Genomic DNA, 21897 nt, shown 5'->3' with positions numbered 1-21897 from the left:
GGCGCAGATGGCGCAGGAGCAGGCCATGGTCGACGCCGGGCACCACGCCGGTGGCGTCGACGACGTCGAAGGCATCGTCCCGCAGATGAAGGCCACCCCGGGTACTCCGGTGCGCCAGGCCGTCGGACGCAGGCAGGAACGCGTGCGCCAGATCATGCACACGCTGCCGCACAGTGCGCAGATCGCCATCCAGGAGAGCTTCGACTACGTCTGATGCAGCGGTTGGGTACGGGTTGTCCTGTGCCCCTGTGGATTCGCTGTCACTCGGAGGCGAGGATCGTGGTTTCCCCGAAGTGCCGGAGTGTCGATCTCTGGAGTGTCGTCAGGATGAGGCCAATCAGGACCGCCGTGGAATGAGTTGTGTATCACACCCCCGAAGGGGGGTAGAGATATCACTATCGAGAGTTACCCAGCTCACGTTTCGTTGGTTGTATGTCCTTACCGGCCAATCCGGCTGACGGTCACTTCTCGAGGAGTACACATTCCAATGGGCTTTTTCAAAGATGCAGCAGAACTCGATCAGTACATCGGTGGCGTTTTCCGTGACGCGGGTGAGCACCCCGAGTCGGGCCCGAAGCTCAAAGCAGCCAACATCGTGATGCGCGTGCAGTACGCAGATCCCGAGTGCGAGGTGACGATCGCGTTCCGCGAGGACTACCAGGTCATCGCCGGACCGACCGACCTCAAGCCCGACATCACACTGCTGATGCGCGGTGACACTGCAGACAAGTTCTGGCGCGGCGAGTACAACCTGGCTGTGGGCTTGGCGAAGGGCCAGGTCAAGGCCAAGGGGCCGACCAACAAGATCCTGAAGTTGGTTCCGCTCACCAAGCCGCTCTTTCCGATGTACCGCGACAAGATCGCTCCGAAGGACGCCGAGGTCACGGCGTGAGCGAGACGATGAAGGCCGCGGTCCTGCGGGCACCGCACGTCGTCGAAATCGCCGACGTGCCCATTCCCCACATCTCCGAACCCACCGACATTCTGCTCCGAGTCGAGAAAACGGCCATCTGCGGAACCGACTTACATCCCTACGAGGGGAGGCTCGAACTCGAGGCCGACATCATCCTCGGTCACGAATTCCTCGGCACCGTAGTCGATGTCGGCAGCGCAGTCACTCAGTTCTCCGAGGGTGACCGGGCGGTCGCATCCTGCGTCGTCAGCTGCGGTTCCTGTTACCAGTGCCGACGACACCAGCCCGGCAACTGCGCCGGCAGCCGCATCTTCGGACTCGGTCTGGCTCTGGGAGACCTCGACGGTGGACAGGCCGAGTACGTGGTGGTCCCGTCTGCAGACCTCACTGCTCGTGCGATCCCGACGGGAAGCACTGTCGACGATGAGGACATCCTTTTCGCGGGCGACATCATGACCACGGGCCACGAAGCAGTCGCGCGCGCCATGCGACCTGGAGACAGCGTTGCCGTCGTCGGTGCCGGACCCGTCGGCCTCTGCGCGGCGATGTCGGCCGTCGCGCTCGGCGCGTCACAGGTCATGGTCGTGGACAGAGTCGCCGCCCGCCTGAAGGAAGCCGAACGCTTCGGTGCGATAGGCATCGATGCCAGTGAAACCGACGCTACCGATGCGGTTTTGGATCTCACCGATTGGCGCGGCGCGGATGTCGTGGTCGACGCGGTAGGCCACCCGTCCGCACTTCTCGCGGCCATTCCGCTTCTGCGCGCAGGTGGGGTGCTGTCCATTCCCGGTGTCTACACCGAAGAATCGATGACAATTCCGTTCGCCGATCTGTATCTCAAAGGTGTGCGAATCGAAATGGGAGTCAGCCACATCACCGAATACATGGACGAAGTGATCGGGCTCATGGGCGCAGGCAAGCTGCATCCGAGCGCGATGATCTCGCACCGCATGGGTCTGTCCGAGGCCGCCGACGCCTACAAACTCTTCGAGGCTCGCGAAGCCATGAAGATCCTTCTCGATCCGACGAGGTGACGCTATGACAAGCATTGACGTACAGCACTATCCGATGCTCATCGGTGGTGAGGCAGTCGACACCGACGATACGATGACCATCGTCGATCCGTCGGACGAGAGCGTCGTCGCAACCACAGCCAAGGGCGACGCCACCCACATCGATGCTGCTGTGGCGGCAGGCAAGGCTGCGTTTCGCAGTGGTGTGTGGGCGGGTAAGACGCCACAGGAACGCGCGTCGATCATGCGCGCGATTGCGGACGCGGCCAACGACCGCATCGAAGAACTCGTCGAGCTCGAGATGGCCGCGAACGGGGCAACCGTCCGGCAAGCAACCGGCTTCCACGTCGGATATGCGTTGGCGCACTTCACTTACTTCGCAGATCTCGCCGATACGTATGCCTTCGCACGTCCGGGCCCTATCTCGAGTTTCCCGACCCTCGCGCAGAGCGTCGTACACCGTGAGCCCATCGGAGTCGTCGGTGCGATCGCGCCGTGGAACTTCCCGCTGCTGCTGACGTTGTGGAAGGTCGGGCCCGCGTTGGCCGCCGGTAACTCCGTGGTCGTCAAGCCCGACGAGCACACACCACTGTCGATTCTCAAGTTCGCCGAGATCGCCGAGGCGAACGGTCTGCCCAAGGGAGTGCTCAACGTAGTGCCCGGAGATGGGCGAGATGCGGGCGCGCGCTTGGCATCTCACCCCGACATCGGCAAGATCGCATTCACCGGCTCCACAGCGGTCGGTCGCGAAATCATGAAGCTCGCGTCGGGAACCGTCAAAGAGGTCACGCTCGAGCTGGGCGGCAAAGGACCGTCGATCGTTCTCGACGATGCCGATCTGGACATGGCGGTGGACGGAGTTCTCTACGGCTGCTTCGTCTACTCCGGCCAGGTGTGCGAATCCGGTACCCGCGCACTCGTACCGCGCAGCCTGCACGACGAGTTCGTCGAGCGGTTGGTCGACCGCGCACGCACGATCGTGATGGGCGAGACCCGCGACTGGGATACCGACATGGGGCCCGTCATCGACGGGAAGCAGCAGGCTCGAATCCTGCAGTACGTCGGCGAAGCAGTGCAGTCGGGTGCAACCGTGGTCACCGGCGGCGGTAAGCCCCAAGGGGATACGTTCGAGCGCGGCTTCTGGATCGAGCCGACCATCGTGACGAACGTGGACAACTCCATGGCGATCGCACGCGAGGAAGTATTCGGCCCGGTCCTCGTCGTCATTGCGTACGACGATGACGACGACGCAGTCTCGATCGCGAACGACAGTGACTACGGCCTCGCTGCCAGCGTCTGGACGACCGACAACTCTCGCGGACTGGCTGTCGCTGCCCGCGTCGAGGCCGGCAGTGTGTGGATCAACGACGCTCACCAGATCAACGCCGAAGCACCGTTCGGCGGCTACAAGCAAAGTGGCGTCGGCCGCGAACTCGGCCCCGACGCGCTCGACGAGTACACCCAAGCGAAGACCGTGCACCTCGATCTGTCCGGTGGACGTGAGAACAAGCCCTACGACATTCTGCTCAGCCATGCAGACGACTGATTGCGACCTCAGGAAGACACTATGACTACAACAAGTTTCGATGACGGTCCTGAACTCCGCTTCGACGACGATGACGACAACGAACCCGAAATCCCCAGGAACGACGTCGCTGCGACGCGGCAGTTCCACGAGATCGACGTGTGGAGCGACGACTTCTGGGGTGAGGACGCTCCACAGCGCGAGACGGTGTTCCGCCGATTGCGGGAGAGTGCGCCCGTCACCTGGCAGCGGCCGATCGAGACATCGGTCGTTCCCGATCCCCACGACCCTGGATTCTGGGCCGTGGTCAAGCACGAGCACATCGCCGAGATCAGCCACAACCCGGATGTTTTCGTGTCCGGTTACGGCGTCATGTTCGACTTGCTGCCCGCCATGTTCCTCGAGATGGCCATGTCCTTCCTCGCTATGGACAATCCGCAGCACGACAAGATCCGCAAGCTCGTCAGCGTGTCCTTCACCCCGAAGCAGATCAAGAAGATCGATGACGACATAGCCATGCGTGCGCGTCGAATCGTCTCCGCCGTCGCCGATCGGGAAGAGATCGACTTCGTGGCCGATATTTCCAAGCATCTGCCGATCGAGATGTTCGGCGACATGTTCGGAATTCCGGAGGACCGCCGGGCCGAGGTCGGTCACGCGGCGGACGAGATCGTCGCGTGGGCCGATCCGGAGTTGCTGGCCGGGCGCGATCCGATCGCGGTGCAGAGCGACGCCGCAATGGCCATCCACGCGCTGGCCGAGGAATTGATTGCCGAGCGTAAGCGCGAACCGCAGAACGACCTGCTCACCAACCTGGTTCAGGCCGAGGTCGACGGCGAGTCGCTCACCGATTTCGAGATCGGTGCCGTCATGACGTTGATGGCGGTCGCCGCAACGGATACCACGCGCCACACGTCCAGTTTCGCGGTGAAGGCATTGACGGATTTTCCCGAGCAGCGTGCCTGGCTGTGGGAGGATTTCGACGCTCGGATCAACAGCTCGATCGAGGAATTCCTCCGCTGGGGTTCGGTGGTGGTGACGTTCCGTCGAACTGCCGTCAGTGAGTACCAGTTGGGCGGACAGTCCATTCTGCCGGGCGACAAGGTGGTCATGATGTACGGGTCCGGAAACTGGGACCGTGAGATATTCACCGACCCCGACAAGTTCGATCTGAACCGCAGCCCGAACCCGCACGTGACGTTCGGCGGTGGTGGCGTCCACTTCTGCCTGGGCAATCAGTTGGCCAAGTCGATGATGCGATCACTCTTTCGTGAACTGCACCGTCAGATGCCCAATTTCATTGCAGGCGAGCCGAAATTGATGCGAACGAACTTCATGCGTGGAGTCGTCAGCATGCCCTTCTACCCCAACACAGGAGTCGAGTAGTCATGTCCGGAGCATGCCGAGTGGTAGTCGATATGGGCAAATGCTCGGGTCTTGGAATCTGCGAAGCCGAAGCTCCCGATTTCTTCGAGATCGGAGCAGATGGCCAGCTGATGGTGCTGAGCTACGAGGTCTCGGCCGAACGTCGCGCGGAGGTCGAAGTAGCGGCACGAGCATGCCCGACGCAGGCGATCGTCGTCGAAGAGGTCGGCGGCGATGCGTAACCGGGGACTCGTTGTCGTCGGCGCGGGACTCGCAGGTGTGGCTGCCTGCGAGTCCGCTCGCCGCGAGGGCTTCTCCGGGCCGATCACCTTGATCGGCGCGGAATCGCATCTGCCCTACGACCGGCCTCCTCTTTCGAAAGAACTTCTCGTCGGCGAGGCGTCCCCTGCCGTTCCGCTGTTGCGCGAGCGCGGCAGGTTCACCGAGCTCGACATCGACGTGATGACCGATGCGCCTGCCGTCGGCCTGGACACCCGCGCGCGTGTGGTCGGGACCGGGAAGGGTGATGTGCCGTATCAGCATCTGGTGATTGCGTGTGGTGCGAGGTCGAGAGAGCTGCCCGGAACTTCCGGTATCTCTGGAATACACACCCTACGAACGCATTCCGATGTCGAAGCGGTATGGAAGCGTCTGCAGTCTCCCGTTCGGGTGGTAGTGATCGGTGCCGGCTTCATCGGTGCTGAGGTGGCGTCGGCGGCCCGCAACTACGGCCATCCGGTGACGATCGTCGAGGCCGCACCGGCCCCTCTGACTCGCTCGCTCGGAGCGGAGGGCGGCGCATTGGTGACCGAACTCCACGCGGCGAACGGTACCGAACTCGTCCTCGGTGTCGGCGTCGAGTCGATGATCACCGATTCGACAGGAACCACCGTCGCCGGCGTGAAGCTGACAGACGGACGTGTGGTGGACGGTGACCTTGTGGTGGTCGGAATCGGCGCGGCTCCGTCCACGGAGTGGTTGTCCGATACCGACATCGGCCTCGACGCTCGGGACGGGGGGATCGAGTGCGATGCCACGTTGGCCGTGTTGTCCAGTGCTGGACTACCGGTCGATGGGGTCTGGGCAGCGGGTGACGTTGCGCACTGGCCGAATGCACTGTTCGACAAGAGGATGCGCCTCGAACACTGGGCAAGTGCGTCCGAGCAGGGTGCGGCCGCCGCCCGCAATGCGGTGTCGGGTAGCTCTCCGATGCCATTCACCACGGTCCCGTATTTCTGGTCGGATTGGTACGGAACGCGGATCCAGTTCGTCGGTACGTCGCATGCCGACGAATTGCTGGTGCAACAGCGTCGCGACAAGACCGGCGGCACCGTGGTGCTCTATCGATCGGGCGGGCGCGTCGCCGGAGTTCTCACCATCGGCCGCCCCGACTTGATCATGAAGTACCGGCGGTTCGTCACTGCACCTGACTCGTGGGTATCAGGGGTGAATTACGGTGCAGATCAATGTCGTTGAAGGATCATGTGGGTGTGAATTCGTTGAACCACACTGCAACGGCCTCGGATCGGTTGGCGACCTGAAGCTTTCGCAAGACATGCTTCACATGCTGCTTGACCGTCCCCTCGGCGATCACCAGTTCACGGGCAATTGCGCTGTTGGTGCTACCCCGTGCCATCAACGCGAGAACCTCGTGCTCACGCTGAGTGAGCGGCACGCGACTTGCAGGCGCTGTCCGGTCGGGCCGAGCAGATCGGCCCGGCTCGGCAGCGGGGGCCGGCTGGGCGTCGTCGGACGTGCGGCGCACGGACACGTGGTGAACGGTGTCGGTGCTGTAATCGAGCATCGAGCGCATCGAGTCGAGTGTGCCTTTGACCGAAAGGACTTCTTCGGCGAGCTTTGCCCTGCCCAGAGCCAGTCGGAAGCTCTGGGCAAAACCGATGAGCAGTTGGCAGTCGTCGGCATCGACATCGATGGACTGGCGATATTTGTCGGCGTGCAGCAATCCGACGACGCGACCGTCGGAGATGATCGGGGCGGCGACGTAGGAACGCGACTTGGACGCGTCGGCGATGGGTCGGTTCACCCGACCGTCGGACTGCACATCGGTCACCAACAGCCCCTCACGTCTACGGACGATTTCGGTTTCGAGGATGTCCGGACCGAGCTTCTGCGGCATTTCCTGACCGACTTTGTTGATCTCGGTTGCCCACTCTGCACTGTCGGGGATGTACACGGCCTCCGAGGTCCACAGACCGTTCTCCACTCGGGAGATGATGGCGCGGTCGAATCCGAGGTCGCAGATCAAACGCGGTGCAGCGGTGATCAAGTCGTCGGTCACACACGGCAGCAATTCGAGAGCTTCGACGACGCTGGACAAGCGCTCTGTCGATGTTCGCATGGTCAGTCGTTGCAGCAACTGCTGATCGACGACTCTGAGTCGAGCGAGAGCGGCCCGCAACTCGGGCGGGAGGTTGTCGCTGCCTGCTTCGAGCGCATCGGCGATGTCGGCCCAGGCGTCCTGCGCGAGGACATCGATCTGCGAATCGGAGCGAACGCGATCTGTGGACGAGACGCCGGCCTCTCGGTCGAGGCTGTCCAGGATCGGACGAATATTCGCCGTCGAGCGGGCGCTCGACGGTACCGCCTTACGGACCATGTGATGCACGGCATAAAGCGTACCGGCTTGTTAGCTAGATCATACAATTCCCAGTCAAGGAGATCATGATGTATCCCGGAATTCATGCCAGCTCTGCTCCCGATCGACCTGCGGTGATAGTGGCGGGAACCAACGACGTTCTGACGTATTCGCAGCTCGAGAGTCGTTCGGTCAAGTTGTCGAATGCGCTGCGCGACAGGGGTTTACAGTTGGGCGATGTGGTGGCATTGCTGTCCACGAACAGTACCGAGATGTTCGTCGTCTATTGGGCGTGCCTGCGTAGTGGTCTCTATCTGACACCGGTCAACACTCATCTGTCGTCCAGCGAGATCGCGTATATCGTCGACGACTGCGGTGCCAAGGCGTTGGTTGTCTCCGACGATCTCGCAGGTGTGGCCGATGTTGCTCGCCAGGCCAGCCGTGGCGTCCGCATCGCGCTCGCGTACGGCGGAGAATCGGTCCCGGGTTTCGAGGACTACGAAAGGTTCCTACACACCGGTTCCGACGTCGCACCTGCAGAACAGCCCCGTGGTGCCGACATGCTCTACAGCTCGGGTACGACGGGTCGACCCAAGGGCGTGAAGCCACCGCTGCCTGCACGGCAGGTCGGAGACGTGGGAGATCCCTACGTGGCAGTGTTCGGCGGCACCTACAAGATGAGTGCCGACACCGTCTACTTCTCGCCGGCACCGCTTTATCACGCCGCACCGCTGCGTTTCGGCATGATCACGCACAGTTTGGGTGGCACCGTCATCACCGCGGAGCATTTCGACGCAGAAGAGAGCATGCGCATCATCGATCGCTACCGCGTCACACACAGTCAGTGGGTGCCGACACACTTCGTGCGGATGCTTCGGCTGCCGCAGAGGGTGCGCGACTCGTACGACGTGAGCAGTCTGCAGTACGCCGTGCATGCCGCCGCTCCGTGCCCCACGGAAGTCAAGAGTCGAATGATGGAGTGGTTCGGGCCCATACTGCACGAGTACTACTCGTCCACCGAGGCCAACGGCATCACCATGGTCGACCCGGCGGAATGGAGCGAAAAGCACGGCACGGTCGGCAGAGCCAAATTGGGTGTGATCCGTGTCTGCGGCGACGACGGAGCCGAGCTTCCGGCAGGAGAGTCGGGAGTGGTGTACTTCGAGCGCGACGCCCGTCCGTTCGAGTACCACAACGACCCGGAGAAGACCGTGGAAGCGCAGCATCGCGATCATCCGAACTGGACGACGTGTGGTGACATCGGCTACCTGGACGAAGATGGGTTCCTCTTTCTCAACGACCGCAAGGCGTTCACCATCATTTCCGGCGGAGTCAACATCTACCCTCAGGAAATCGAGAACTGCCTTGCACTCCACCCCGAGGTCGAGGACGTTGCCGTGATCGGGGTTCCCGACGACGAGTTCGGCGAGCGAGTGTTGGCCGCGGTCCAGCTCGTCGTCGGTGTCGCGGGTGACGAGGATATGACTCGACGGTTGCAGGAATTCGTCCGCGAACACCTTGCTGGATACAAGGTTCCGCGGGACGTTCGGTTCGTCGAGACGGTGCCGCGCACGCCTACCGGCAAGCTCGTCAAGGGTCCCCTGCGCGATCGTTTCGCAGAGGAATCCCGCCTGACACCGTGACCGTGAACCGGGGAAGCCGAGAGCCCGAGTCACGTGGGTGTAGGGGCGATCGACGCATCGACCTCGACATCCTGGAACGGGAATCGGCTTCCCCGGTGAAGAATTCGTCGTCGAGACGTGCCACCGGTCGCGGAGGAAATCGGATCCCACGGTTCACGGATGTCCGCTGCCGTTTCTTCCACGTCGAAAACAGGGCACCTCGACACTAGGGCAGAATGACGTCACGATGACCAACGCGCCGAACACCACCCGCCTCGCCCCCCGACTCGTCGCAAGCGACGTCGACGGCACCCTGCTCGACCAGCACGAGCGTGTCACCGAACGCACCAAGCGTGCCATTTCGGCCGTCGTGGCCGACGGCGTCCCGTTCGTGCTGTCCACCGGCCGACCGCCGCGGTGGATCCACCCCGTCGTCGATCAGCTGGGATACGCGCCGATGTCGGTGTGCGCCAACGGTGCGGTCATCTACGACGCCGCCAACGATCGCGTGCTCAGCGCCGAGACGTTGTCGGTCGAGACGCTGCAGTGGTTGGCCGACGTCGCGTATCGTGCGCTCCCGGGCTGCGGACTCGCCGCCGAGCGGGTGGGGCAGACGGCACACGACTCGGCCACGCCGCAGTTCGTCAGCTCGCCGGGATACGAGCACGCCTGGCTGAACCCGGACAACGTCGAGATGACCGAGGACGACGTGGTCGACGTTCCGGCCGTCAAGCTGCTGATCCGGCTCTCGGGATCCACCAGCGGACACATGGCCGACATCCTGTCCCCGCTGATCTCCGGTCGAGCCGACCTGACGTTCTCCACCGACAACGGACTGATCGAGCTGTCGGCACCGGGCATCACCAAGGCGTCGGGCCTGGCCAAGGTCGCCGAGACGCTGTCGGTGGACGTGAAGGACATTGTGGCCTTCGGCGACATGCCCAACGACGTGCCGATGCTGTCGATGGTGGGACTGGGCGTCGCGATGGGTAACGCGCATCCCGCTGCCGTCGCGGCAGCGAACGAAGTGACCGTCACCAACGCAGAAGACGGAGTGGCGCAGGTTCTCGAACGCTGGTGGTGATACGCCGGTAGGGGCGCACGAACACGAGAAGGGCCGAGTCACCACGGTGACTCGGCCCTTGTCGACTGTCGAAACTCAGCCCGCGGGTGCGGGCTCCGGTGCGGGGGCAGGCTCGGGCACAGGAGCCGGTTCCACCGGTGCTGCGACGGGGTTCTGCATTTCCGCGTTGTAGGTGTCGTTGTACGTCTTGATCACCGTGGTGACGATTCCGGTGAGCTCGTTGAAGATGAGCGAACCGTTCTCGAAGTCGGTCCGGAAGCCTTCCGGCACCCTGAACTCGTCGGTGAGCGGCAGACCGAGCACGCCGTCGACGCCACCCTGCTGCGCGTACTGCTGGAAGATCTTGCCGATGACGGCCACGGCCTGGCCGGCCATGTTGGTGATGATCTCGCCGTTGGCGAACTGCGCCTTCTCACGGCCGCCGCTCACCTGCACCAGACCACTCACCGGTACGCCGAGTGACCCGGTTTCGGCCCCCGAGGCCAACCATTTCTGTGCAACCGGGCTGGTCGACGCCAGTCGCTGCAACTCCGCAACCAGGGCCGGGATGTTCTCTCCCAGAGTGGAACTGGCGTCGGTGCCCGGACGCGACGGTGTCGCGTCGGTTACCGCGGTGTCGGGAGCGGGGTCGGTCGCGTCGGGCGAGGCCGGAGTGGCATCACCGCCGCCGAGGTTGGCCGCAGCGATGTCGCGGATCTCCCCGAGCCGTGCGTACCCGGAGTCACCCGGGCATTCGGTGTTGCCGACGTCGCGGTGACCGAAGATCACCGGCAGGTCGACGCTCTTGCCCTTGCCGACGAACGTGAAATCCGTTCCCTCCGAGGTCATCGTGGTGGTGCCCTCGGGATCGAGACCGGCCTTGCCGAGTCGCCATCCGAGGAACTTGCCGACCGAATCGATGGTCTCCTGCGAGGGATCCTCGCTGGAGTAGTCGCCCATCATGGCGATGCCCATCGTGTTCTCGTTGAATCCGCCTGCGTGTGCGCCCTGAACCGGCTTGTCGAGTCCACCGGCGCGACCTTCGAAGATCTGACCGTACTTGTCGACGAGGACGTTGTAGCCGATGTCGCACCAACCGAGCGTCTGCGCGTGGTACGCGTAGATGGCTCGGACGATCTCGGCCGATTCGGACTTGGAGTAGTCGTTGCTGCCTGCGGTGTGGTGCACGGTGGCACCACCGAGGAAGTCGTCGATCGTCGGTGTGGCGCAACGGATCGACTCATCGGCACCCCACTGCGCGCGGGTGATGACCTTGGGGCCTGCGTCACCGGCGACGGGAGTGGCGATGTCGCTCAGTGCCGAGTCGACCGGCGACGTGCCGGGGGTGATGAGCACGGCGCTGATGTCACTGACCGCAGCAGCCAACTGCTCGGCCGTGCCTTCCGGCGCGGCTTCGGTCTGGGCGGGATCTGCTGCAGGCGCTTCGACTGCAGGTGCCGGGGCCGCGGGATCGACCGGGGCCGGATCCTGTTGGCGCAGTGGCTTGCTCGACGATGCCGGGGTGTAGCCCAGTGGCTGTTCCGCAGCGGCGGGGGCCTCGGCAGGCGCGTCGGCAGCAGGCAGCTCGACGACCGGAACCTCGGGAACCGGTGCAGTCGCGAAGCTTTCGGGAGCTGCACTGCTCGTCAGCGGCGTCAGCAGAACCTGCACTGCGTTGGTCAGTCCGACGAAGATCGGTTCGGTGCCCTGCTTGGCAGGGGCGGGAGCAGCGTCGTCGGCCGTGCTGTCCACCGGAGCGGTCTGCAGCCACGGGCCCCAGGATCCGTCCTCGAGCTGGCGGCGAACCTGAGCGGTCGCACCGTCGAGCTGCTCGGAGGTCAGGGCGACCATGCTGAACGGGGTGTCCTGCTTGATCTCCTTGACGGCGGCACCGAGCGGCGGGCCGGTCGGATCGGCAGCCTCGGGGTTCACCGGTGCCGATGCGTCCACCCGGGGAACGGGTGCCTGCGCGGTCGCGTTGCCCGGCGCGGGCGTGGTGAGACCCGGGATGTCGGGAATCTCGATCGGCGGGATCACGATGGAATCCGGCAGCGGCAGGTACTTCAGATCGGAGAGCCGAAGATCGGGCAACGGCAGTCCGGTGAGCTCCTGCAACGGGATCACGATGTCCGGTGCAGCGCTCAGCGCGGTCTCGACGATCTTGGTCGGCACAGTGACGGGGGTTGTCTCGTTGGCCGGTCGAACTCCGGTTGTCGTGCTGTCGGTGAGGCCTGCGACCGCAAAGGGGGTCGCGACGGCCAGCAGTGCGACAGCACCGAGAACGATCGACGGCTTCGTTCGACGGTTCGGCAAGGCGGTACTCCCTGGTTGTTGGTAGGTACGCGTCGTAGGATCTCCAGTTGCTGAACAACATGAATCACATCAGCAACATGAGTCCCATCAGACACAAGGCTAAACCTTAGCTTGACAGTTAGCCACAGCCGGGAAGTTCCAGTGGCGCGGCGCGTCGGGCGCGTCGCATACGCTTTTCAGCTGTGACTGTGCACTTCATCGGAGCCGGACCCGGGGCTGCAGACCTGCTCACGCTGCGGGCCGTCGAGTTTCTGCGGTCGAGCCCGGTCTGCGTCTACGCCGGTACCTACATCGACGACGCCATCCTCGAACATTGCTCTGCAGGCACCCGACTGGTCGACACCGCGAAACTCGACCTGGACGCCATCACGGAAGAGCTGGTCGCCGCCCACGAGCGTGGGGAGGACGTCGCTCGTCTGTGTTCGGGGGATCCGTCCCTCTACTCCGCGCTGGCGGAAATGTCCGCTCGACTCGACGCCGCAGGCGTCCCCTGGGACGTCACCCCCGGCGTTCCGGCCTACGCGGCCGCAGCCGCCGCACTGGGCGTCGAGCTGACGGTTCCCGAGGTGACGCAGTCGGTGGTGCTCACCCGCGCGCAAGCCCGCTCGACGGCGATGCCCGATACCGAGGCGCTGAAGAACTTCGCCGCCACCAGGGCAACGCTTGCGCTGCACCTGGCGATCACCCGCACCCGCATCATCGCCGACGAACTGACGGAGTTCTACGGTCCGGAGTGCCCCGCCACGGTCGTATTCCACGCCAGCAAGCCGGACGAGCTGATTCTGCGCGGCACCCTGGCGGACATCGCAGATCAGGTCGAGGCCGCCGACCTGCGACAGGCGGCGGTGATTCTGGTCGGTCCCGCCCTGGCGCGACGCGTCGTCACCGAATCCCACCTGTACGACGCCTGCCGGGACCGCTCGTGAGGATCCATCTGATCGGCATCGGCGGTGGGCACCCGGATCAGGTGACCGTCCAGGCCATCGAGAAACTCCGGGCCGTCGACGTGTTCATCGTGGCCGACAAGGGTGCGTCCGTCGGCGATCTCGGAGCGGCCAGGCAGGGCATTCTCGAGCGCCACCACGGTGGCAGCTACCGGGTGATCGAGGTACCCGACCCGCCACGCGACCGGTCGCCCCGGCAGTACGAGACCGCGGTCCTCGACTGGCACGACGCCCGCGCCCGCGCCTACGCCGATGTGCTCGACTGCCTCGCCGAAGGCACGGTCGTCGGATTCCTCGTCTGGGGAGACCCCGCGCTGTACGACAGCACGATCCGCGTCGCCGAGCGGCTGGCCGCGTTGCGCGACGACATCGAGTTCGATGTCACACCCGGTATCTCCAGTGTGTCGATGCTGGCGGCGAGTCACCGACTCGTGCTCAATCGCATCGGCGGACCGATCGTCATCACCACCGGCAGGAACTTGGCGGGCGACGTCGCTGCCGGCCTCGACAACCTGGTGGTGATGCTCGACGGCAACCTGGCCTGCAGCGCGCTGACCGGCGCAGGGTGGGGCATCCACTGGGGTGCCAACCTGGGGACGGCGGACGAGAAGCTGGTGGCGGGTCCACTCGACGACGTGTTGAGCGAGATCCGCCGCGCCCGCGAGGAGGTCAAGTCCCGGCACGGCTGGGTGATGGACACCTACCTGCTTCGACGTCCGACCGAATGACATCGGGCCCGCCGCGGGACGCCTGGCGGGGGAGAGCGGTCACGATCGTCGGATACCCTGGTTGCCCGTGACTGCTGTAAGCCCCGAGACCACCTCTTCCGACGCCTCCGTGACCGGCCGATACGACCTCATCGTCGTCGGATCCGGGTTCTTCGGACTGACCGTGGCGGAGCGGGCGGCGTCCCAGTTGGGCAAGCGTGTCCTCGTGCTGGATCGGCGGCACCACCTGGGCGGCAACGCGTACTCCGAGGCCGAGCCCGAAACGGGTATCGAGATCCACAAGTACGGCGCGCATCTGTTCCACACCTCGAACAAGCGGGTCTGGGAGTACGTCAACCAGTTCACCGACTTCACCAGCTACCAGCACCGCGTCTTCGCGCTGCACAAGGGTCAGTCGTATCAGTTCCCGATGGGCCTCGGCCTGATCTCACAGTTCTTCGGCAAGTACTTCTCGCCTGCCGAGGCGCGGGCTCTCATCGAAGAGCAGTCCAACGAGTTCGACTCGAAGGACGCGCAGAACTTCGAGGAGAAGGCGATCTCACTGATCGGGCGTCCGCTGTACGAGGCGTTCATCAAGGATTACACCGCCAAGCAGTGGCAGACCGATCCGAAGAATCTCCCCGCGGGCAACATCACCCGGTTGCCGGTGCGGTACACCTTCGACAACCGTTACTTCAACGACACCTACGAGGGACTGCCGGTCGACGGCTACACCGCGTGGCTCGAGAAGATGGCAGCCGACGAGAAGATCGAGGTCCGGTTGAACACGGACTGGTTCGACGTCAAGGCCGAGCTCGTGGCCGAGAGCCCCGACGCTCCCATCGTCTACACCGGCCCACTGGACCGCTACTTCGACTACTCCGAGGGCGAACTGGGTTGGCGCACAATCGACTTCGAGACCGAAGTGCTGCCGACCGGTGACTTCCAGGGCACCCCGGTGATGAACTACAACGACGGCGACGTGCCGTTCATCCGGATCCACGAGTTCCGTCATTTCCACCCCGAGCGCCAGTACCCGACCGACAAGACGGTCATCATGCGCGAGTTCTCCCGCTTCGCCAAGAGCGGCGACGAGCCGTACTACCCGATCAACACTCCGGACGACCGGAGCAAGCTCGAGGCCTACCGCGACCGCGCCAAGGCCGAAGCGGCCTCGAGCGGAGTGCTGTTCGGTGGACGCCTCGGCACCTATCAGTACCTGGACATGCACATGGCCATCGCGAGCGCACTGAACATGTACGAGAACACCCTGGTTCCGCACTTCGAGACCGGCGCACCCCTGGCAGGCGACAAGTGACCGCCAAGCACCTGCTCGAGGACGGGGCCGCGGATGTCGCCCCGATTCTCGGAAAGTCGTTGCTGCAGCGGGTGCTGCTGCCGCGCTCGGGTGAACCGCTCGACGTGCGCACGCTGTACCTCGAAGAGGCGCTCACCAACGCCAAACGCGCACACTCGCTCTCGCGGACCTCGGTCACGATCGGCTCCGAATCCGAGGTGTCGTTCTGCACCTACTTCAACGCGTTCCCGGCGAGCTACTGGCGGCGCTACAGCGTCCTGAAGTCCGTGGTGCTGCGCGTCGAGGTCTCCGGACACTGCCGGATCGACGTCTACCGGTCCAAGGCCGACGCGTCGCGCATTCACGTCGAGGGCCGCGAGGCAGTGGACGGCGATGCAGCGCAGGAGTTTCTGATCGACCTCGGTCCGTTCGAGGACGGCGGCTGGATCTGGTTCGACATCACCTCGGACTCCGAGGTGGTGCTCGAGAGCGCGGGTTGGTATGCGCCGATCGAGGCACCGGGCGAGGCCACCGTCGCGGTCGGTATCCCTACCTTCAATCGCCCGACCGACGCCGTCAAAGCCCTTGTGGCCCTTGGCTCGGATCCGTTGGTTCTCGACGTGATCGAGGCCGTCATCATGCCCGATCAGGGCACCCGCAAGGCCAAGGACGAGCCCGGATTCGACGAGGCCGCAGCGGCACTCGGCGGCCGACTCGCCATCCACGATCAGGCCAACCTCGGCGGATCCGGCGGATACAGCCGCATCATGTACGAGGCACTGAACAACACCTCGTGCCAACACATCCTGTTCATGGACGACGACATCGAGATCGAGCCCGATTCGATCCTGCGGGCGCTGGCCATGTCTCGGTTCGCCAAGGTCCCCACGCTCGTCGGTGGCCAGATGCTGAACCTGCAGGCGCGCAGTCACCTGCACGTCATGGGCGAAGTGATCGACCGCAGCAACTTCATGTGGACCGGCGCGCAGAACGTGGAGTACGACCACGACTTCTCCGAGGACCCACTGCGCACCAGCAAACTGCTGCACCGCCGCATCGACGTCGACTACAACGGCTGGTGGATGTGCATGATTCCGCGCGTCGTCGCCGAGGAACTCGGGCAGCCGCTGCCCCTGTTCATCAAGTGGGACGACGCCGAATACGGCTTGCGCGCACGGGAAGCCGGCTACCCGACGGTGACACTGCCGGGCGCGGCCATCTGGCACATGGCGTGGAGCGACAAGGACGACGCCATCGACTGGCAGGCGTACTTCCATCTGCGCAACCGCCTCGTGGTGGCATCGCTGCACATGCCGGGCGACGGCAAGGGCCTGGTGCTCGACACGATCAAGGCCACGGTCAAGCACCTGCTGTGCCTCGAATACTCGACGGTCGCCATTCAGAACCTCGCGATCCGCGATTTCCTGGCGGGCCCCGAGCACATCCTCGAGATCCTGCCCACCGCGCTGCCGACCGTGCACGCACTGCGCAAGGAATTTCCCGACGCGGTCGTCGTCGGCAGTTCCACCGAGCTGCCGCTCGCGTCCGGTGAGGAAGTCGGAGCCGTCGGCCTGCCGACCAACCCGATCTCCAAGGTCCGCCGTCTGGCAAAAGGCTTGCTGCACAACGCAAAGCCCGCGCACACCCAGCACCACGAGCGCCCGCAGCTCAACGTCCCGACCCTCGACGCGCGCTGGTTCCTGCTCTCCCAGGTCGACGGCGTCACCGTCACCACCGCCGACGGCCGTGGCGTCGTCTACCGCAAGCGGGATCGTCAGCAGGCCGCGGCGTTGCTCAAGGAAGCCCTGTCGCTGCGCAAGCAGTTGGCAGCCGAATTCCCCGCCCTCAAGGCTCGGTACCGCGATGCCGTGCCGCACCTGACCAGTAAGGAAACGTGGGAACGTGTCTTTCGTTACCAGGCGTAAGGGCCAGACCGAGGCCCCGACGGAAGTCAGGATCCTCGAGAAGGTGCAGAGCACCGTCGGCAGTGCCCCCGGCGCGATCACCGTCGCCCGTGGCATGTCGCACTTCGGCGAACACGCACTCGGCTGGGTCGCGATCGCCGGTATCGGAGCCGCACTGGACAAGCCGCGTCGGCGTCAGTGGGCCTCGGTGGCCGTCGGGGCAGTCGGCTCCCACGCCGCGTCGATCGTCATCAAGCGCATCGTGCGCCGGCCACGCCCGCACGATCCGGCCGTGCGCATCAACGTCTCGACACCCAGCAAGCTGAGCTTCCCGTCCTCGCATGCGACATCCACCACAGCCGCCGCGGTTCTCCTCGGCCGGGTGACCGGGCTACCGTTACCGGCGGTCCTCGTCCCACCCATGCTGCTCTCGCGCTTGGTGCTCGGAGTCCACTACCCCACCGACGTGCTGGCAGGATCGGCACTCGGCGCGTTGACGGCTGCGGCCGTCGTGAAGTTCGAAGGAGACAAATGAGCGAGGATGCCGCACCCGTAGGCGCACCGCCGAAGAACCTGGCGGACGGCATCGTCAAGGCGCTTCGTCCGCGTCAGTGGGTCAAGAACGTTCTGGTGCTGGCTGCGCCGCTGGCGGCCGGGTCGGTCACCGATCGCGACGTGCTGCTGTCCGTTGCGCTGGCGTTCGTCGTGTTCTGCTTCGCCGCCTCCGGGGTCTACCTGGTCAACGACGCCATGGACGTCGAAGCCGACCGCGCGCACCCCACCAAGCGCTTCCGGCCGATCGCCGCGGGCGTGCTGCCCGTCAACATCGCCTACGCGATGGCGGTGGTGTCCCTCGGACTCGCCATCGGCCTCTCGTTCATTGCGAACTGGAAGCTGGCGCTGGTCATCGGCGTCTACATCGTCATCCAGCTGGCGTACTGCTTCGGCCTCAAGCACCAGGCCGTGCTCGACATCTGCATCGTCTCCTCGGGCTTCCTGCTCCGCGCGATCGCCGGTGGAGTTGCTGCCTCGATCCCGCTGTCGCAGTGGTTCCTGCTGATCATGGCGTTCGGCTCGCTGTTCATGGCGGCCGGTAAGCGCTACGCGGAGCTGCAGCTCGCCGAACGCACCGGAGCGAAGATTCGCAAATCGCTCGAGAACTACACCACCACGTACCTGCGATTCGTCTGGACACTGTCCGCGACTGCCGTCGTCATCTGTTACGGCCTGTGGGCGTTCCAGGAAGACGCCGGCACGGGTGCCAACTGGTTCGCCATCTCGATGATTCCGTTTACTATCGCAATCCTGCGATATGCAGTGGATGTCGATGGAGGCGAGGCAGGCGAACCCGAAGAGATCGCGTTGGGAGACAGGGTTCTGCAGCTACTCGCCATAGCGTGGATCGGAGTGGTTGGTGTCGCTGTCTACCTCGCCTGACCAGCGAGACGCGCGAGAAGAGAACTCCGCTCGGGCACCGATCACCCGGCCCGTCTTCTGGATCGGGACCGTGGTCACCGGGGCGTTGTTCCTCTGGGGTGCGTGGGAGCGCCGCTGGATCGCCGACGACGGCCTGATCGTTCTCCGAACCGTCCGTAACCTGCTGGCAGGTAACGGACCGGTGTTCAATGCGGGCGAACGGGTGGAGACCAACACCAGCACCATCTGGACCTACCTCGTCTATGCGGGCAGTTGGCTGAGCGAGGGCAGGCTCGAGTACGTCGTCCTGACGATCGCACTGGTTCTGTCCACGGCGGCCGTCGTCATCGCGATGATCGGCACGTTCGCGCTGCGCGGCCGCACCGCGACGAAAACTCTGTTCCTGCCTGCCGGTGTACTGGTCTACATCGCGGTTCCGCCCGCCCGCGACTTCGCGACGTCCGGCCTCGAGACCTGCCTGGTCATCTTCTGGTTGGCGATGCTGTGGCTGCTGATGGTTCGGTGGGGTCAGCGCCGCGCCGGTGGCGTCGAGCTGCTGCTGCTGGCCTTCTTCGCCGGGCTCGGCCCGCTGGTGCGTCCGGAACTGTCCATCGTGGCGGTGCTGGCGCTGGCGATGATCTTCCTGGCCCCGCAGAGTTGGTTGTCCCGGCTCCGAGTGTTCGTTTTCGCCGGAGCAGTGCCGGTGCTCTATCAGATCTGGCGCATGGGCTACTACGGCCTGCCGTACCCCAACACCGCCGTCTCGAAGGATGCAGGCGGAGCCAAGTGGTCGCAGGGGTTCGAGTACCTGTCCAACCTCGTGGGCCCGTACCTGCTGTGGCTGCCGCTCGTACTGCTCGTCGTCGGTGCCGTTCTGTCGGCCTCCCGAGTGCAGTTGTCCCTGCCCCGTACCGTCGGCGGCTGGCTCGCCGCACTACGGACGCCGACCGCCGTGGTCGTCTTCGTATTGATCAGTGGACTTCTGCTGGCTTTGTACGCGATTCGCGTCGGCGGCGATTTCATGCACGGTCGAACATTGTTGCCGGCATTGTTCACGCTTTTGTTGCCGATTTCGGTGCTGCCGGTTGCCCTCCCCGAACGCTGGTCTGCAGACCGCGCCACAGCGGTTTTCGCCGCCGATCTTTTCGTCTGGGGTGGCATCGTCGTCTGGGCCGTCGTGGCTGCCAATACGACGGGTATGCCGCAGGGCTCGATCGTCGGCCGGAGCGGCATCGTCGACGAGCGAGCGTTCTACTCGCTCAACACCGGGCACGCTCATCCGATCCTGGCCTCGGACTACCTCGACTACCCGCGGATGCGAGGGATGGTCGAGGCGATCGAGGACACTCCCGACGGCGGCCTGCTGTTGCCGTCGGCGCAGTTCACGTACTGGGATGTCGTGCCACCACCGCTGCCCATCCCCGAGGGTGGGTTCGGTCACACCGTCTTCTTCCTGAACCTCGGAATGACCAGCATGAACGTCGGCCTCGACGTGCGGGTCATCGATCAGATGGGGCTGGCCTACCCGTTGGCGTCGCACACCGAGCGGCTCGAGAACGGCCGGATCGGGCACGACAAGAACTTGTATCCGGACTGGGTGGTGGCCGATCTCGGGCTCGTCGCCGTCCATCCGTACCTGCCCTGGTACATGGACGAGGACTGGGTCACCGAGGCTCAGGTGGCGCTGACCTGCCCCGACACTCAGGAGCTGCTGACCTCGTATCGGGCTCCGTTGACGAAGGAACTGTTCGTCCGGAATTTCAAGCGTTCGCTCTTCTACGCCGGATATCGGTTCGATCGGGTGCCGAAGTACGAAATACAACGATGTGATCTTCCGGCCCCGATATTGAAGGCAGACAATTAGGTGTCCGAACACGAAAGGGTCACCGGGTTGCGCCGAATTGGTCTCGACGCCAAGATGAGCTATCTCGATCATGTAACGGGGGTCGTCCTTCGCGCGATAAGTGCGGAGGATGTGTATGCGTCCGACCTGTGTGGTCGGACGACAGACATGGTGAACTTGCGAGATCAAGCGTTGATTGCGTAACCGATGTGACGACGAAGCAGCTGAGAGGTCGAGTGCATGCTGGGTAGAAGGAAGAGCCGGTCCGAGGACAAGCGAGGTGGGTCCTGGGGACGCCGCGCCGCCACGTCCATGCTGATGGCAGTGGTCCTACCACTGGGATTGGCTGTAGCCGGTGGTGGCGCAACTGCCAACGCGGCCTTCGACGGCAATGCCATCGACGTATGGACGGACTCGAGCATGGGTCCGATCAAGAGCCGCGTCTGGCGCGCCGCGGACGGTAACACCAACCGTGTCGTCTACCTGCTCGACGGGCTGCGGGCCACCAACGACATCTCCGGCTGGGAGCACGAGACCGACGCCGGTGCAGTGTTGGCCTCCTGGAACATCAACGTCGTCGAGCCGGTCGGCGGACAGTCGAGCTTCTACTCCGACTGGTACGCACCCTCGAACTTCAACGGGCAGAAGACCACCTACAAGTGGGAAACCTTCCTGACCCAGAACCTGCGCGAGAACCTGCGTGCGAACTGGGGCTTCAACCCGAACCGCAACGGTGTCATCGGCATCTCGATGGGTGGCTCGGCTGCTCTGACGCTCGCTGCGTACCACCCGGACCAGTTCAGCTACGCAGGCTCGCTGTCCGGTTACCTGAACATCTCCGCTCCCGGCATGCGTGAAGCGATGCGTCTGGCCCTGCTCGACTCCGGCCGCTACAACATCGACGCGATGTGGGGACCGCCGTGGGATCCGGCGTGGCTGCGCAACGACCCGTTCGTCTTCGCACCTCGCCTGCGTGACAACGGAACGCGCGTGTGGGTCTTCGCAGGCAGCGGTCTGCCCGGCGGACTCGATCGCCCGCAGAGCTTCATCGACTACTACAACACCGCCAACGGCATGGGCCTCGAGGCCATCGCGCTGGCGAACAGTCGAGCGTTCCAGATCCGCATGGCCAGCATCGGTGCCAACAACGTCACGTATGCGTTCCCGGCCGTCGGTACCCACCAGTGGGGTTACTGGGGCGAGCAGATCCGCATCATGGCACCGGACCTGAGCGCCAACATCGGTAACTGACCCGGTCAACGGTCATTTCGGTTGTTTCGCCCGTTTTTCGGCCTTTCGTGAAACTTCACGACTTTTCAGGGCTGTTCAGCGGGGACCGGGCAGGATAGTCTCCTGTTTCAGGGAAACGTCGAGGT

General features: G+C 64.3%; 18 protein-coding genes and 1 pseudogene. 17 read left to right on the top strand and 2 right to left on the bottom strand.

Annotation, left to right across the window (positions count from 1 at the left end; genetic code table 11):
• From CH302_RS23680 to CH302_RS23650, 7 genes and pseudogenes are all read left to right on the top strand, one after another.
• Positions 1 to 214: pseudogene (locus CH302_RS23680) on the top strand (ABC transporter ATP-binding protein); the annotation flags it as partial.
• Positions 215 to 487: 273 nt separating this feature from the next.
• Positions 488 to 892: an SCP2 sterol-binding domain-containing protein gene (locus CH302_RS23675; protein ID WP_037187153.1), complete on the top strand. Its 405-nt coding sequence runs from the start codon at positions 488 to 490 to the stop codon at positions 890 to 892.
• Positions 889 to 1947, top strand: a complete 1059-nt coding sequence (locus CH302_RS23670) for an alcohol dehydrogenase catalytic domain-containing protein (protein WP_230596138.1) — start codon at positions 889 to 891, stop codon at positions 1945 to 1947. Before CH302_RS23675 ends, CH302_RS23670 begins: the two co-directional genes overlap by 4 nt.
• Before the next feature lie 4 nt (positions 1948 to 1951).
• Positions 1952 to 3472, top strand: a complete 1521-nt coding sequence (locus CH302_RS23665; protein ID WP_037187155.1) for an aldehyde dehydrogenase family protein — start codon at positions 1952 to 1954, stop codon at positions 3470 to 3472.
• A gap of 21 nt (positions 3473 to 3493) precedes the next feature.
• Positions 3494 to 4837 carry a cytochrome P450 gene (locus CH302_RS23660; protein ID WP_052047295.1) on the top strand — a complete coding sequence of 448 codons (1344 nt, stop codon included), beginning with the start codon at positions 3494 to 3496 and terminating at the stop codon, positions 4835 to 4837.
• A gap of 2 nt (positions 4838 to 4839) precedes the next feature.
• Complete coding sequence (locus CH302_RS23655; protein ID WP_037187158.1) at positions 4840 to 5058, top strand: ferredoxin; 219 nt, start codon at positions 4840 to 4842, stop codon at positions 5056 to 5058.
• Entirely contained in the window at positions 5051 to 6292 is a 1242-nt protein-coding gene (locus tag CH302_RS23650) for an NAD(P)/FAD-dependent oxidoreductase (protein WP_037187160.1), read from the top strand. Before CH302_RS23655 ends, CH302_RS23650 begins: the two co-directional genes overlap by 8 nt.
• A gap of 4 nt (positions 6293 to 6296) precedes the next feature.
• Here CH302_RS23650 and CH302_RS23645 read toward each other — a convergent pair whose 3' ends face one another.
• Positions 6297 to 7433, bottom strand: coding sequence for a LuxR C-terminal-related transcriptional regulator (locus tag CH302_RS23645; RefSeq protein ID WP_082323459.1), 1137 nt, complete (start codon positions 7431 to 7433; stop codon positions 6297 to 6299).
• Positions 7434 to 7501: 68 nt separating this feature from the next.
• Between CH302_RS23645 and CH302_RS23640 the strand changes: the two genes are divergently transcribed.
• Together CH302_RS23640 and CH302_RS23635 are read left to right on the top strand one after the other, a co-directional pair.
• Positions 7502 to 9055, top strand: a complete 1554-nt coding sequence (locus CH302_RS23640) for an acyl-CoA synthetase (RefSeq protein ID WP_037188710.1) — start codon at positions 7502 to 7504, stop codon at positions 9053 to 9055.
• Positions 9056 to 9281: 226 nt separating this feature from the next.
• Entirely contained in the window at positions 9282 to 10118 is an 837-nt protein-coding gene (locus CH302_RS23635; protein ID WP_037187165.1) for a Cof-type HAD-IIB family hydrolase, read from the top strand.
• A 75-nt stretch (positions 10119 to 10193) separates the two neighbouring features.
• Here the strand turns inward: CH302_RS23635 and CH302_RS23630 are convergent, their stop codons facing one another.
• Positions 10194 to 12410, bottom strand: coding sequence for an N-acetylmuramoyl-L-alanine amidase (locus CH302_RS23630; RefSeq protein WP_094650081.1), 2217 nt, complete (start codon positions 12408 to 12410; stop codon positions 10194 to 10196).
• Between the two features lie 182 nt (positions 12411 to 12592).
• Between CH302_RS23630 and cobM the strand changes: the two genes are divergently transcribed.
• The 8 genes from cobM to CH302_RS23585 all read left to right on the top strand — a co-directional run bounded on the left by cobM (position 12593) and on the right by CH302_RS23585 (position 21772).
• Positions 12593 to 13336, top strand: coding sequence for a precorrin-4 C(11)-methyltransferase (cobM, locus tag CH302_RS23625; protein WP_037187168.1), 744 nt, complete (start codon positions 12593 to 12595; stop codon positions 13334 to 13336).
• Positions 13333 to 14082: a precorrin-6A synthase (deacetylating) gene (gene cobF / locus CH302_RS23620; RefSeq protein WP_037187171.1), complete on the top strand. Its 750-nt coding sequence runs from the start codon at positions 13333 to 13335 to the stop codon at positions 14080 to 14082. Before cobM ends, cobF begins: the two co-directional genes overlap by 4 nt.
• Positions 14083 to 14149: 67 nt before the next feature.
• A complete protein-coding gene (gene glf, locus CH302_RS23615; protein ID WP_176460764.1) occupies positions 14150 to 15379 on the top strand; it encodes a UDP-galactopyranose mutase in 1230 nt (409 codons plus the stop codon).
• Positions 15376 to 17283, top strand: a complete 1908-nt coding sequence (locus tag CH302_RS23610; RefSeq protein WP_037187178.1) for a glycosyltransferase — start codon at positions 15376 to 15378, stop codon at positions 17281 to 17283. Before glf ends, CH302_RS23610 begins: the two co-directional genes overlap by 4 nt.
• Positions 17261 to 17797 carry a phosphatase PAP2 family protein gene (locus tag CH302_RS23605; RefSeq protein ID WP_052047296.1) on the top strand — a complete coding sequence of 179 codons (537 nt, stop codon included), beginning with the start codon at positions 17261 to 17263 and terminating at the stop codon, positions 17795 to 17797. The genes CH302_RS23610 and CH302_RS23605 overlap by 23 nt, the downstream gene beginning before the upstream one ends.
• Entirely contained in the window at positions 17794 to 18699 is a 906-nt protein-coding gene (locus CH302_RS23600) for a decaprenyl-phosphate phosphoribosyltransferase (protein WP_037187181.1), read from the top strand. The genes CH302_RS23605 and CH302_RS23600 overlap by 4 nt, the downstream gene beginning before the upstream one ends.
• On the top strand, positions 18677 to 20542 hold the full coding sequence (gene zomB, locus CH302_RS23595; RefSeq protein WP_037187184.1) for a flagellar motor control protein ZomB: 1866 nt from the start codon (positions 18677 to 18679) through the stop codon (positions 20540 to 20542). Before CH302_RS23600 ends, zomB begins: the two co-directional genes overlap by 23 nt.
• Before the next feature lie 219 nt (positions 20543 to 20761).
• Positions 20762 to 21772, top strand: a complete 1011-nt coding sequence (locus tag CH302_RS23585) for an alpha/beta hydrolase (RefSeq protein ID WP_176460763.1) — start codon at positions 20762 to 20764, stop codon at positions 21770 to 21772.
• The last annotated feature ends 125 nt before the right edge of the window (positions 21773 to 21897 follow it).

It is taken from the genome of Rhodococcus sp. 15-2388-1-1a (assembly GCF_002259145.1).
Lineage (GTDB): Bacteria > Actinomycetota > Actinomycetes > Mycobacteriales > Mycobacteriaceae > Rhodococcoides.
The sequence above is the reverse complement of the archived record's forward strand: the minus strand, read 5'-3'. Positions and strand labels throughout refer to the sequence as shown.

Excerpts from the sequence above, each read along its gene's own strand:
- CH302_RS23635 (WP_037187165.1), top strand. The coding sequence starts at position 9,282 with ATGACCAACGCGCCGAACACCACCCGCCTCGCCCCCCGACTCGTCGCA.
- CH302_RS23655 (WP_037187158.1), top strand. The coding sequence starts at position 4,840 with ATGTCCGGAGCATGCCGAGTGGTAGTCGATATGGGCAAATGCTCGGGT.
- CH302_RS23665 (WP_037187155.1), top strand. The coding sequence starts at position 1,952 with ATGACAAGCATTGACGTACAGCACTATCCGATGCTCATCGGTGGTGAG.
- CH302_RS23660 (WP_052047295.1), top strand. The coding sequence starts at position 3,494 with ATGACTACAACAAGTTTCGATGACGGTCCTGAACTCCGCTTCGACGAC.
- CH302_RS23675 (WP_037187153.1), top strand. The coding sequence starts at position 488 with ATGGGCTTTTTCAAAGATGCAGCAGAACTCGATCAGTACATCGGTGGC.
- CH302_RS23585 (WP_176460763.1), top strand. The coding sequence starts at position 20,762 with ATGCTGGGTAGAAGGAAGAGCCGGTCCGAGGACAAGCGAGGTGGGTCC.
- CH302_RS23640 (WP_037188710.1), top strand. The coding sequence starts at position 7,502 with ATGTATCCCGGAATTCATGCCAGCTCTGCTCCCGATCGACCTGCGGTG.
- CH302_RS23645 (WP_082323459.1), bottom strand. The coding sequence starts at position 7,433 with ATGGTCCGTAAGGCGGTACCGTCGAGCGCCCGCTCGACGGCGAATATT.
- CH302_RS23650 (WP_037187160.1), top strand. The coding sequence starts at position 5,051 with ATGCGTAACCGGGGACTCGTTGTCGTCGGCGCGGGACTCGCAGGTGTG.
- CH302_RS23600 (WP_037187181.1), top strand. The coding sequence starts at position 17,794 with ATGAGCGAGGATGCCGCACCCGTAGGCGCACCGCCGAAGAACCTGGCG.